Here is a 12435-nt window from a genome sequence, read left to right on the forward strand (position 1 = left end):
ACATAATCAGGCTTAATATTATGCTTAGCTAAAATAGGATAAGAAGAATCTGCGCAAAAAATTGTAGCTTTATTAGCATATTTTTTTAACAAAGGAAGTTGTTTAGTAAGAGAGGGTCCTGTAGAAACAATGATAGTTGTATCACTTAAATTCTTTCTTTTAGAAAGTAATTCTTTATAACTAGGATGAGTGATCATTTGAGGAAGATTATAAACAAATTGCTCTATGCCTTGAAGAGCATCAAGGGGATCATTACCATGAGAAATAATAGAATCTTTAAAATGCTGCACTAGCTTTTTATTTAACTCCAAAACATCCTCATGAAATCTTTCATAATAATTACTCATCAGTTCTAAAAAATAAATTCTAGAAAATTGAAAGAAAGGTTTGTTAGAACAAAAATTAGAAAAAAATTCTATATTTAAAGAACTAGTTTCTAAAATCATCAATCTTGAATTTTGCAATTCATTTGAAAAATCTAAGATATGAAACATGACCCAAATGATTTCTATATCTTTTTCAAAAACAATAATATGTTGATGATTTTTATTTTGTAATAAAGCTTTAAATAAAATTCCATTTCCAAAACCATAAAAATACAATACAGGATAAAGTAGGTATTTATCATTATAAGTGTTTAGCATAGTGTTTAATTCATCAATAACATTTTCATAAAGAAAAGTATTATCACTTGTATCTTTTAGATTGATATCAAGATTATCTTTACCTAAGATAAGTTCAAATTTACTAGACTTGATTTCTTTTAAACTTTCTTTTAAAAGAATATTACCTAAAGCTTCAATGTTTTTATTAAAGAGTTCTTTTTGGGTAGGGGTGAAGGTCATCATAATCCCCATCCATCATCTACTACTAAAGTTTGCCCTGTGATAAATTTACTCTCATCGCTAAGTAAAAATACCAAAGTTCCACATATATCATCTGCATCTAACATGCCTTTACTCGCACAACATTTTCTATAAGCTTTTAAAAAAAGTTCGTTTTGATTGTCTAAAATCCCCCCACTTGCTAGGGTATTAACACGTATGTTTTGATTAAAAAGCTCTTTGGCTAGCCAAGCACCCATGTGGTTAATCCCTGCTTTTATCACGCTATATTCTAAAGAGCTTTGCATAGAAGTGCCCTCATAGTTTTCAAATTTTGGCGCATAAACTCCCATGATGGAGCTAAGATTGATGATATTGCCATGGCCTTGTTTTTTAAAAAATTTCACAAATTCTTGAGCTGCCAGCATAAAACCTGCTAAATGTAAATTTAAACTTTCACAAATTTGTTCGTATTTGAGTTCATAATAAGGCGTTTTACCCCAATCTTTACCAAAAGGATAACTTGAATTGACAAAAGCATCGATTTTACCGTATCTTGCATGACTTTTTTCAAGGGCAGTTTGCAAACTTTCTTGTTTGGTGATGTCAAGTTCTAAGCTTAAAAGTTTTGTTTTAAAATTTGTTTCTAAATTTTCTCGCAGTTCTTTTAAGCGTTCTTTGTTAATATCTGCAAGTATGACTGTGCCTTTATTAAGAAGTATTTTTTTGCAAAGTGCCTTGCCTATGCGTCCACAAGCTCCTGCTACAAAGATGATTTTATTTTCAAGCATTAAAAATCCTTTGGAGATAAATTTTTTAAAGAGATTAAAAACTCTACGATTTTAAAATCAAGTTCGCTATCGATATCAAAAGCCGTGCTTTCATCCATCACAAAAAGCCCTGTTTTTTCTCCAAAAATACTATCATTTTCTAAAAGATAATCCCTTTTAAAGATATAAATACTAGCGTTCATATCGTAGCATTTTGGGGCGCTTTGGCGGATGGTAAAATTTCCTTCTTTGGATTTTACCACCTTGTTATTTTGTATTTCTACGAGGTTAAAATAAGGATTGCGTCTAGCTGGAACTGCGGTAATGAGATTGGAATTATCATTTTTAACAAAACTCTCATAAGCTTTTTTTATATCAAGGCTTGAGCGAAGCGGGGCTGAAGCGTCTAAGTCTATGAGAGTTTCAAAACGCGTTTTAAAATGCTCTTCACTTCTTAGCAAAGCATCACGCATGACAGGAAGTTTTGCGGCCTGATCATTGGCAAGATGGGCTTCTCTTTTAAAAAAAACTTCAGCACCGTATTTTTGAGCTACACTTGCGATTTCATCGCTATCGGTGCTTATGACTATGTGTTTAAAAAGTTTTGAATTTTGAGCTTGTATGATGCTATAAGCTATCATTTCAAGTTCGTTAATCTTTCTAATATTTTTGTTTTTAACGCCTTTACTTCCACCTCTAGCACAAATGGTGCATAAAATTTCAGCCATTTTTTTTCCTTACTTCATCACAAACTTCAAGTACTTTTAAAGCTTGCTTAAGATCGCAAAGTTCTTTATCTTTTTCAAGGATTGCTTGATGTAAATTTTGAAGGGTTTTTATCGTATCGTTTTCAAAATTTAAGATTTTTTGACTTTGATCTTTGTGATAAATTTCGATTTTATTGTTTATTAAATCGGCTTTAAAGCTTTTTTCTAAAGTGTGGATGGTAATTTCTCTTTTGTTAAATTTAGAAAAATAGTCTAATTCTATATGAATTTTAGCTTCTTGTGAATTTTTTAAAGCCAAAAAGGCAAAATCATCGCTTGTTATGTCAAGCTCTGAAATTTTAGCATTTTGGGAGTATATAAGCTCTAAGTTTCCAAAAAGAAAAAAGGCTAGATCGATTTCATGGGAAAGATCGAGTAAAACCCCACCACCTAGCTCTTTTTTAGCGCTGTAATTTTGCTTGTAGTCTAAAGCCCTCCAATGGGGCAAATAAGAATTGCAAACCAAACTAGCAAAATAAATTTTTTCACCTTTTAAAAGTTTTTTTAAAGCCACAATCACAGGATGAAAACGTAGTAAATACGCCACATAAATGTGATTTTTTGAGCTTGTGAAATTTTGCACCTTTTCAAATAAAGGTTTTTCTACGAGTATGATTTTATCTTTTACAAGCTCATTTAAAGTTTTTAAGGTGTTAAAATGCTCTGTGGTGATATTTGCGATGATAAAAAGATCAAATTCATTTAAATCACATTCTTTCAAAGAGTGATAAATTGGAGTTTTTTCAAACTCTTCTTTTTTAGCACTTAAAGAAAGCAAACTTACTTCATACTTTAAATTTTTTAAGGCTAAAAAATGCTTTTTTCCTATGCTTCCAAAGCCTATGATTAAGACTTTCATTTAAAATCCTCATTGGCTTTTAAAAACTCATCTGGCCTTCCAATGTCGATCCAATAATCATTGATGATATAGGTATTTACCTTGCCTTTTTGTAGAGCGAGTTTGATGAGTTCGGGCATGTCTAGGTATTCGTTTTTAGTAATTAAATTTAAAATTTCATTTTCAAGTACATAAATTCCTGCACTTACTAGAAATTTTTGAGTAGGTTTTTCTTCTATATTTTCTATAAAACCTTGCTTTTGAGTGATAACTCCATAAGGAATTTGTTGCTCAAACTCACGCACGCAAACGCTCATTAAAGCTTTTGATTTTTTATGCGCTTTTAAAAGATCATTAAAATCAAGCTCGGTTAAAATGTCTGCATTCATAACGATAAAACTTTCTTTAAATTCTTGTTTTATAAGGCTTAAAGCCCCTGCTGTGCCTAGTTTTTTACGTTCTTTAACATAAGAGATTTTAACCCCAAATTTTTGCCCTTTTTGAAAATAATCTTCTATGATTTGTTTTTTATAATTCACACAAAAGATAAAATTTTCAAAATTTTGATTTTTAAGTCTTTGGACTATGCTTTCTAAAATGGGTTTTTTGCCTACTTTTAACATAGGTTTTGGAGTATCTTTAGTCAGCTCTTTTAAGCGAGAGCCTAAGCCTCCAGCCATGATGATAATGGAGTTTGGATTGGCTTTTAAAAGTGATGAGATAGATTTTATGAAAAGAATTTGCCCTTTTTCATCTAAAACAGGAAAGTCATAAATATCGGTTTTAGCAGAAATTTTTAAAAGTTCTTCTTTGCTTGTGTTTTCTTTTATGGTGATGGGATTTTTAGTGTAAATATCTTTAATACTATCTTTTAAAGCTTTGCCATCAATTAAAGCTTTTCTGATGTTTGAATCGCTAATGACTCCTAAAAATTTATCCTTTTTATCCACTATAATGCCTAGTCTAACGCGTTCTTTTCCGACTATTTTTAAAGCTTCTTCTATGCTTGAATTAGGGGTGAGTTTGAGTTTGTTTATATCCACGCTAAGCCTTATAAATCGATGAAATTTTTATGTAAAATTGTATCTAAATTTACATTTTTTAGGCAAGTTTTTATGATTTTATTGGGATTTTTATCATTATCATAAGGGTTTTTACAATTTTTTAAATTTTGTTTAAATTCTTTGCTTTCTAATTTTTCAAAAGCTTGATCAAGATCATTAATTTCACAATCAATGATATTTTGAGTTCTTAAACGTCCTTTTTGTCTATCGCCTATATTAATACAAGGAGTTTTAAAAAAGGGACTTTCGCTAATACCACTTGAAGAATTGCCTATCATGGCCTTGGCTATTTTCATAAGACTTAGGTATTTTTGTGAGCCAAGATTGTCAAAAAGTTTAGCCTTGTGTGAGTTTTTTTGGCAGTAATTTTGCAAAATTTCATTGATTAAAAGTCCATTTTCATCAGCATTTGCTTTGGTAAAAATCAAACTTGAGTTTTTAAGGGTATCAAGTTTTTTAAGCAAGATTTTAATCTCTTTTTGAGTATTTTTTATATTTAAGGTTAAAGGATGATAGGTGATTAAGTAAAGTTCTTTATCTAGTTTCATTTCTAAGGCTTTTTCTAAATCTTTTTTGTTTAAAAAATTCATATTTTTTATGATAGTAGAAGCTAAAGAACCTATATTAAAAACCCTTTTTTCTTCTTCTCCAAGTTGCAAAAGCCTTTTTTTATAAATTTCATGACTTACAAAATGTAAATGTGACATTTTTGAAATGCTGTGTCTTATACTATCATCAATAGCCCCTAAAGTAAGCTCCCCGCCACATAAATGCACTAAAGGTATGTGCATCAATAGACATACACTTGCTACGCTAAGCATTTCATAACGATCGCCTAAAATGACCACCATATCAGGTTTTAAGTCTTCAAAAGCATCACTAAAAGCACTAAAAGCTAAACTCATACTTTTACAAAGGCTTATTTTATCATCATTTGCAAGTAGGATAGGAATTTTCTTAGTGATTTTAAATTCTTTTTCTATTTCTTTATAAGTGAGTCCAAACTCAGGGCTTAAATGCGCTCCTGTAGCGATGATTTGAAGGCTTAAATCTTTATCGTTTTGAATTTCATGACATAAATTTCTTAAAAGATACCATTCAGCCCTTGTTGCACTGACTATACAAATTTTTCTTTTACTCACGGATAAGCTCATCTTCTTTGTAGTTTTTAGTAGCAATCTTACCCAAAAACTCTTCATATCTCATAGCACTTATACCATTTGCGGGGCGTTTGGTAGTAAGATTTCCTTCGCTAAAAATTTCTCCTTTTTTGATGTCTTTTTTGGCCACTAAACTTTTTCTTACTATGTTGATATTTTTTTGTTCGCTTTTACTTGCTTTTTTTATGCCATCACCCATAGCCTTTTGTATTTGTCTTATTTGAGTGCAAAGCGTTTTTAGTTCATGAGGTTCTAGGCTTGCTTTATGATCAGGCCCTGACATATTTTTGTCTAGAGTAAAATGCTTTTCTATCACACAAGCTCCTAAGGCAACCGCAGCTAGGGAGATGTGTATGCCTTGAGTGTGATCAGAATAACCCACATCAAGTTTAAAAGCATCTTTTAAGCTTTGCATGGCTTTAAGATTGACCTCGTCAAAAGGGGCAGGGTATTCTGTAGTGCAGTGTAAAAGAGTGATATTTTGGCGTTTAGTACCGTTTTTGCAAAGTACATTTAAAGCTTCTTCTATCTCGCCTAAATTTGCCATACCTGTTGAAAGTATGATTTTTTTATTAAGCTTTGCAATTTTTTTAAGATAGGGTAGATTGGTAATTTCTCCGCTTGGAATTTTAAAGATTTTTAAACCTAACTCATCTAAAAGATCTACGCTTTCAAGATCAAAAGGAGTAGAAAGAAAGGTGATATTGCATTTTTTTGCGTGTAAGATAAGTTCTTTATGAGCTTTAAGATCGAGTTCAAGTTTTTGCACCATTTGAACTTGGCTCTCATCCTTGGCTGTGGTTTTAAGCTGATAGGGTGCTTTTTTAGCCTTTGTGCTGATACAGTTTTTGGCTTTAAAACTTTGAAATTTAACAAAATCAGCCCCTGAGTTAGCTGCGATTTCTATTAACTTTTTAGCTAAATTTAAATCGCCATTGTGATTGACTCCTGCTTCTGCGATGATTAAAGTTTTTTTCATAGTTTTGCCTTTATTTTGCCTTAAAATAAAGGCAAAAATTTATTTTTTAATACCTATATAAATATAATGGTGTGCTGATCCTTCAAAATTATAAAAATTAATAGGATCATAATCTCCTAGAAATAAAGTTTCAAAAGGTTGAAAAAGATTTTCTAGATCTTCGGCTTTATCCATGAAATGTATAAAGCTTGTTTCATTTAATCTTCCATTAATTTCAACTTTACTCAAGCCATTTTTTTCTTCTTTTTGACTGTGGGAAAAATAATAATTTTTCTTGCTCATCATTGTAGCAAAAAGTATTCCACCTGTGTTTAAAAGTTCGTAAAATTCTAAAATATTTTGTTTAAGTTCTTTTAGGGGTATGTAGTAAAGACTTTGATTTGCAAAGATAATATCCATATTTTCATCAAAAAGTCCTTTGATGCTAGAATTTGGTTCTATAATTTTACAATATCCCCCCCCCCTAATATTTTGCTCCCAAATTTCTTTTAAACTTGGAACTATATCTATTCCGAAGGTTTTGAACCCTTTGCTTTGGAAATACGCCGAATGTACGCCATTGCCACAACCAAAATCAAGTAAATTTCCATTTATTTTATTTAGTTTGTATTTTAAAATTCTTTCATAAAAACGTACTACATGACCATCTGGAAAAAGTAATCCGTATCCATTTTCATTATATTTCATTGTATAAGCTTCTAATGAGTTTTGCATTTTTTTCCTTTATATTTTTATTGTAATTTGTTTTTTAATTTAAATTCTCCAAAATCATTTTTATAAAATAAATCCATATTATAGTGTTTTTCTATTATTTTCCAAAATGTAGTTTTACTAATGCCTATAAAGTTGCAAAAATCTTCAACACATTTATTGTCAAGCTTATGATCTCTTTTTTGTACAAGTTCAATAGCTTCTTTTCTACTTAAAAGTCCATATCGCACGAAACGAGCTGCGTAATCACTCGCACAAGCGTGACCAAATTTAGGGTATTTCATCCAAGCATGTAGGATATAACCTATACTATCAACTTGATCAAAATTTTCTGCACACATTGTTCTATCCCATTCGCCTTCTAGATCGTTAAAACCACGACTTTTAGCAAAAATATAATTGCTATAAGAATTCCATTTCACAAAATAACTTAGATAAATAGGGTCAAGTTTATCAAGCTTATCTTTGCTTAGATTGAAAAAGAGTTGCAAATTTTCTTCTTTGATTTCATCATCTATAAATTCATTTATATCCAAATCACTAGCTACACCATTTAAAAATATTTCTTTAGCGCTATAGGTTTCTTTAAAGTCCACGCCCCCATACTCATAACTCACATTTTCTCCATAAACCAATAAAGGTGTATTAAATTTTAAAGCCATAGCAAAAGGATAGCTGTAAATCAACCTATCGATAAACCAAGTAGGTTTTCCATATTTTTCAAAGGTTTTTAGCATAACTTTTTTTTGAGTTTTGATGTCAGGTTTTAAGCTAATAATATGACAACCAAAAGTTTCACTTAAATTTTTAAGATTTTTCTTACCTGCTTTAGTCATAGTGAAATTATCTTCAACACTAAAAAGAATAGGATTCATTCCAAGTTTTTCTTTCATGATATGCACTTGAAAATGCGAATCTTTACCTCCACTCACAGCAATAGCACAATCATATTCAAATTTTCCATTCATTCTACGGTATTTATCACATAAGATTTCGAGTTCTTTAAATCTTGCTTTATAATCAATATTTTCTTTATTTTTATGATTGATACAAGCTGAACAGATATTTTTACCTTCTTTATCTTTTGTAAAATTAATACCAGGTCTAGTATTTGGCATCACGCAGTGATCACAATAAATCATTTCCACCCCTTCAATTTAATAAAAAGATTAGATTATATAAAATATTAAATTAATATTTACTTATTTTATAAAATATCACTTATTTTTGTTTTATTTTTTCTACCTAAAATTCCTTTTTCTAAGGCCTTTTTAAAGATTTTTGGATGGTAAAAATTTTCATCTTCTTCTTTTAAATTCTTACAAATTTTATCACAAAGTTCTATGCCTATAGTGTCGATAATATTTAACAAATTTCTTTTTTCATAAAGCAAATCATAAACTGTTTGACATTCTTTGAAATTGTAATTGTATTTTTCTATAATTTTAAAAAACGATGAAATTTCATTGAACAAAAGTAAATTTGCTAAAGCTCCTCGATTGCCTTTACTGCGAATGATATGAAATCCTAATTTTTTAAGATCTTTCAATGGGGTAAATCGTTCTAAATTAGAACCACAAAGTTCTATTAATTTGATATAAATAGGATTGAAAAAATGTATAAAATCGCAGTTTAAATCATCTATACCCAAAGAACTTGAATTTGAAAAAACTATATTATTATTGTCTCTAAGAATTTGTATGATTTCTTTTTTTAAATTTAAATCTTCATTTAAGCTTTCTATAGTCAAGCTATTTTTAAGATCTTCTATATGTTGGTAAATGTTTATTTTTCCGGCGTTAAAATTAGAAAAATCTATTTTTCTTTGTAGAAGTTTTATTTGTTTTTCAAATTCGTATATATTGGGCTTGCTTTTATTATAAACACCTATTTCATAACCCAATAAATAAAATAAAGCACTTATTTGCCTACCCATTAAACCAAAGCCTATGATATTAATTTCTTTCATTGTTTTTTCCTTGTTTTAATTATATTTTTATGAAAAATAAGTTGATTGGATGTGTAGTTTTTACTAATAATACTACCTGCGCTTACTATGCAGTTATCTTCTAAGTTTACGCAAGGCAACAGGCTAACTCTAGTAGCTAAAAAACAATTTTTTCCTATACTTGAATTTCCATTGAGTGTAGCATAAGGGCTTAAAATACTTCCTTCTCCTACCTTGCAATCATGAGCTATGCTTGAATAAATATTACAAAGCACAAAATCTCCTATATTTGAATTAGCATTAATGGTTACAAAAGGACACACTATAACCCCTTGTCCTATTTTAGCTTCTTTTGAAACAAAAGATTGAGGATGTATAAAAGTGATAAAATTACACGATTTTTTTGAAAGTTTTAAAAGGATTTTTTTTCTTAAATTGATTTGTCCTACACCTAAGGCAAAAGATGCTTTTTGAATCAATTTTTTATCGAAATTATCTTCATTACCTAGATATTTTAAGTCAAAAAAATTATTTTCTTGTATATCGATATAGCCTATAATTTCGTAATTTGCATCTTTTAAATAAGAATAAAGCTCTCTAGCAAAGCCACCCGCTCCTATAATGATGACATTTTTCACGCACTTCTCCTAAAAGAAGAAGTTAAATTTTTAAATCCCCCCCCCCCTCCGCTACTCTCATATTTTTTCTTATTAAAATTTTTTTAATGCTTTGAATTAAATTTTGCAATGCATCATTCCTTTTTATTTGCTATTCTAACGCTACTAGGTAAATTAACCAAGCGTTTTTCTAATTTTTTAGTGTTTATAAGCTCATCGCTTTGACAGTTTTGAAAAGCTTTTAAACTTGGTAAGCTTTTCCATACAGGACGGACGAAAATATTATTTTTCAAGCATTCTTCTAAAAAGATATTTCTTAAATTCTCATCCTTAAAAAGCAAGGTATTGAGCCAAAAATTGCTTTTTTCATTGCTTTTTTCATCGATAAATTTACATTTATCGTGATTTTTAAAAAAATCCTTGTAAATTTTAGCAAGTTCTCTTTTATTTTCTAAAAAAAGTTCCAAATTTTCAAGTCCTGCAAGTAGGATCGCTGCGTTTATATTGCAAAGGCGGTAATTATAAGCTATCCTATCATGATCGTATTCGTAAAGATGGGGGATTTTAGCTGTAGTGCTAAGGTGTCTTGCAAGCTTGGCTAAATTTTCATCTTCGCTTAATATCGCTCCACCGCATCCGCCTGTAATGATTTTATTGCCATTAAAGCTTAAAATTCCACACTTTCCAAAAGTGCCTAAGGCTTTGTTTTCATAAGTGCTTCCTAAGGCTTCTGCAGCATCTTCGATTAAAAGGATATGGTATTTTTCACAAAGCTCTTTAATGGCTTTTATATGAGCGCTTAAACCAAAGGTGTGCATGATAACACAAGCTTTGATGGGTTTGTGTGTGGTTTTGTTATAGCTAAAACCATTTTTTTGATAAGTTTGATTTTCTAAAAAATGCTCTAAAGCCTTAGGACTTAAACTTAGAGTGTTTTCATCTATATCTAAAAAAACTGGCTTTGCACCTGTATAAGCGATAGCATTGGCCGTGGCGACAAAGCTTATGCTTTGAGTGATGACTTCGCAGTTTTCATCGATACCATTAGCTAGTAAAGCGATATGAATGGCTGCTGTACCTGTATTTGTAGCGATGACAAAGCGTGCTTTGGTTTTTTCTTTTAAAGCTTCTTCAAAACGCGTTACAAATTCTCCCACGCTTGAAACAAAGCCACTGTCAATACACTCTAAGAGATATTTTTTCTCATTGCCTATAAAGCAAGGCTCATGTAGGGCGATATTTTCTTTATTAAAAAGACTTTTTATAAAAGAAATTTCTTTTTCAAACATTATAAAGCTCACTTTTATAATTTTCTAAATTTTCTTTAAAATACTCTATGCTTTGTCTTAAACCTTCTTCTAAGCTTATTTTGCTTTGCCAATTTGTAGCTTTTTTAAATTTGTTTGCATCGCAACAAAGTCTAAAAACTTCGCTATTTTTAGGACGCAATCTTTGTTCATCTTGGATGATTTTTACCTTAGAATCTAAAATTTTTTGTATGAGATCAAGTACTTCTTGCATGGAGTATTCCACTCCTGAGCCTATATTATAAACTTCTCCAAAATGTTTTAAATTTAAAAGAGAGATAAAACCCTCGCAAGTATCTAGCACAAAATTTAAATCCCTTTTAGGGCTTAAATCTCCTAGTTTGATTTCCTTTGCTCCGCTTAAAATTTGCGTGATGATGGTAGGTATGATGGCTCTTGCGCTTTGTCTTGGCCCATAGGTGTTAAAAGGGCGTGCGATATTGACATTTAAATTAAAAGAATTATAATAACTCAGCGCCATCATATCTGCAGCGATTTTGCTTGCAGAATAAGGGCTTTGAGGTTGCAAAGGGTGTTTTTCATCGATAGGCACATAAAAGGCCGTGCCATAAACTTCGCTTGTTGAGGTGTGGATAAAATGCGAAATTTCGTTTTTTTTAGCTGCTTCGAGCATATTTAAAGTGCCATTGACATTGGTATCCACATAACTTTGTGGGGCTACGTAGGAGTAGGGGATGGCGATTAAGGCACCAAGATGAAAGATCGCATCTATGTTTTTGGTGATTTTTTCGCAAAAAAAACTGTCTCTTAAATCTCCACTTATAACTTCCATGTCTTTTAAAAAAGGACTTTTTTCTAAATGTCCCCAAAAATTAAAAGAATTATACTGACTTAAAGCTCTGACTTTAAAACCTTTTTTGACCAAACTTTCGCAAAGATGGGAACCTATAAAACCATCAGCGCCTGTAACTAAGATATTTTTCACCTTCTTACCCTTTCCATCCATTTATCTAATTTTCTTTCTTTAAGTTTTTCTTCTAAAGGAAGTATATTTTTTATCAAAGCACTTTCTTGTGCTTTGATATGTCCATAAACTAATTCCATAAATTCTAAGTGTTCTTTTATCCAAAGAACACTTTTATTAAAAACATCTTCTTTGGTTTTAGGATTTAAAACATAAATTCTAGCAAGATTAAGTTCAAATTGTGTCAGTAAAGGACCTAAAATTTCATACAAATCTTGCATTTGTTTTATATCTTCAAGTTTGTTTTTAAACTCATCTATTTTTTCAATAGCTAAATTTAAATATTCTTCTTTTTCATTTAAACTCAAATATATACTTTGTATATTTTCAAAATCATTGCTGAGTATTTTACTAAAATCTCTACAATGTTTAATACTTTGATAAACTTTATAATAAGCCTTAAGTAAAAACTCATTTTGTTTATTTAAACTTAAAGGTTCTAATTTTTCAAAAGGTTTATCTAAA

13 protein-coding genes and 1 pseudogene are annotated in these 12435 nt (G+C 30.3%); all 14 read right to left on the reverse strand.

All coding sequences use genetic code 11. The features are described from left to right. Window positions 1-845 (reverse strand): 6-hydroxymethylpterin diphosphokinase MptE-like protein (locus tag AJ936_RS01350; RefSeq protein WP_148123992.1); only part of this gene is annotated, 845 nt, incomplete at its 3' end. After that, entirely contained in the window at window positions 845-1615 is a 771-nt protein-coding gene (gene ptmA, locus AJ936_RS01355) for a flagellin modification protein PtmA (protein ID WP_070273969.1), read from the reverse strand. The genes ptmA and AJ936_RS01350, both read right to left, overlap by 1 nt. Next, window positions 1615-2322, reverse strand: a complete 708-nt coding sequence (gene legF / locus AJ936_RS01360) for a CMP-N,N'-diacetyllegionaminic acid synthase (protein ID WP_070273970.1) — start codon at window positions 2320-2322, stop codon at window positions 1615-1617. Before legF ends, ptmA begins: the two co-directional genes overlap by 1 nt. Next, window positions 2315-3220: an L-glutamine-D-fructose-6-phosphate isomerase subunit gene (gene ptmF / locus AJ936_RS01365; protein WP_070273971.1), complete on the reverse strand. Its 906-nt coding sequence runs from the start codon at window positions 3218-3220 to the stop codon at window positions 2315-2317. Before ptmF ends, legF begins: the two co-directional genes overlap by 8 nt. Further along, window positions 3217-4242, reverse strand: coding sequence for a nucleotidyltransferase family protein (locus AJ936_RS01370; protein WP_070273972.1), 1026 nt, complete (start codon window positions 4240-4242; stop codon window positions 3217-3219). Before AJ936_RS01370 ends, ptmF begins: the two co-directional genes overlap by 4 nt. An 8-nt stretch (window positions 4243-4250) precedes the next feature. After that, the gene (gene legG / locus AJ936_RS01375) at window positions 4251-5405 is read right to left on the reverse strand and encodes a GDP-N,N'-diacetylbacillosamine 2-epimerase (hydrolyzing) (RefSeq protein WP_070273973.1); all 1155 of its coding nucleotides are present in this window, start codon (window positions 5403-5405) and stop codon (window positions 4251-4253) included. Next, window positions 5398-6402 (reverse strand): N,N'-diacetyllegionaminate synthase, encoded by a 1005-nt coding sequence (gene legI, locus AJ936_RS01380; protein WP_070273974.1) that lies wholly within the window; start codon window positions 6400-6402, stop codon window positions 5398-5400. Before legI ends, legG begins: the two co-directional genes overlap by 8 nt. A 39-nt stretch (window positions 6403-6441) precedes the next feature. Beyond that, window positions 6442-7116, reverse strand: coding sequence for a methyltransferase domain-containing protein (locus tag AJ936_RS01385; RefSeq protein ID WP_070273975.1), 675 nt, complete (start codon window positions 7114-7116; stop codon window positions 6442-6444). 17 nt (window positions 7117-7133) lie between these two features. Beyond that, window positions 7134-8255 (reverse strand): N-acetyl sugar amidotransferase, encoded by a 1122-nt coding sequence (locus tag AJ936_RS01390; protein ID WP_070273976.1) that lies wholly within the window; start codon window positions 8253-8255, stop codon window positions 7134-7136. A 65-nt stretch (window positions 8256-8320) separates the two neighbouring features. After that, window positions 8321-9082 (reverse strand): 3-hydroxyacyl-CoA dehydrogenase NAD-binding domain-containing protein, encoded by a 762-nt coding sequence (locus AJ936_RS09865; protein WP_079861667.1) that lies wholly within the window; start codon window positions 9080-9082, stop codon window positions 8321-8323. Further along, window positions 9079-9699 carry an acetyltransferase gene (locus tag AJ936_RS01405; RefSeq protein WP_141080066.1) on the reverse strand — a complete coding sequence of 207 codons (621 nt, stop codon included), beginning with the start codon at window positions 9697-9699 and terminating at the stop codon, window positions 9079-9081. Before AJ936_RS01405 ends, AJ936_RS09865 begins: the two co-directional genes overlap by 4 nt. Window positions 9700-9812: 113 nt before the next feature. Then, window positions 9813-10967 carry an aminotransferase LegC gene (legC, locus tag AJ936_RS01410; RefSeq protein ID WP_070273977.1) on the reverse strand — a complete coding sequence of 385 codons (1155 nt, stop codon included), beginning with the start codon at window positions 10965-10967 and terminating at the stop codon, window positions 9813-9815. After that, the gene (gene legB / locus AJ936_RS01415) at window positions 10960-11931 is read right to left on the reverse strand and encodes a 4,6-dehydratase LegB (RefSeq protein WP_070273978.1); all 972 of its coding nucleotides are present in this window, start codon (window positions 11929-11931) and stop codon (window positions 10960-10962) included. Before legB ends, legC begins: the two co-directional genes overlap by 8 nt. After that, window positions 11928-12435 (reverse strand): annotated as a pseudogene (locus tag AJ936_RS01420) (motility associated factor glycosyltransferase family protein); the annotation flags it as partial. The gene legB and the pseudogene AJ936_RS01420, both read right to left, overlap by 4 nt.

The sequence above is a fragment of the Campylobacter sp. BCW_6877 genome (assembly GCF_001762445.1).
GTDB classification, from domain to species: Bacteria; Campylobacterota; Campylobacteria; order Campylobacterales; family Campylobacteraceae; genus Campylobacter_D; species Campylobacter_D jejuni.

Excerpts from the sequence above, each read along its gene's own strand:
- ptmA (WP_070273969.1), bottom strand. The coding sequence starts at position 1,615 with ATGCTTGAAAATAAAATCATCTTTGTAGCAGGAGCTTGTGGACGCATA.
- legF (WP_070273970.1), bottom strand. The coding sequence starts at position 2,322 with ATGGCTGAAATTTTATGCACCATTTGTGCTAGAGGTGGAAGTAAAGGC.
- ptmF (WP_070273971.1), bottom strand. The coding sequence starts at position 3,220 with ATGAAAGTCTTAATCATAGGCTTTGGAAGCATAGGAAAAAAGCATTTT.
- legI (WP_070273974.1), bottom strand. The coding sequence starts at position 6,402 with ATGAAAAAAACTTTAATCATCGCAGAAGCAGGAGTCAATCACAATGGC.
- AJ936_RS01385 (WP_070273975.1), bottom strand. The coding sequence starts at position 7,116 with ATGCAAAACTCATTAGAAGCTTATACAATGAAATATAATGAAAATGGA.
- AJ936_RS01390 (WP_070273976.1), bottom strand. The coding sequence starts at position 8,255 with ATGATTTATTGTGATCACTGCGTGATGCCAAATACTAGACCTGGTATT.
- AJ936_RS09865 (WP_079861667.1), bottom strand. The coding sequence starts at position 9,082 with ATGAAAGAAATTAATATCATAGGCTTTGGTTTAATGGGTAGGCAAATA.
- legC (WP_070273977.1), bottom strand. The coding sequence starts at position 10,967 with ATGTTTGAAAAAGAAATTTCTTTTATAAAAAGTCTTTTTAATAAAGAA.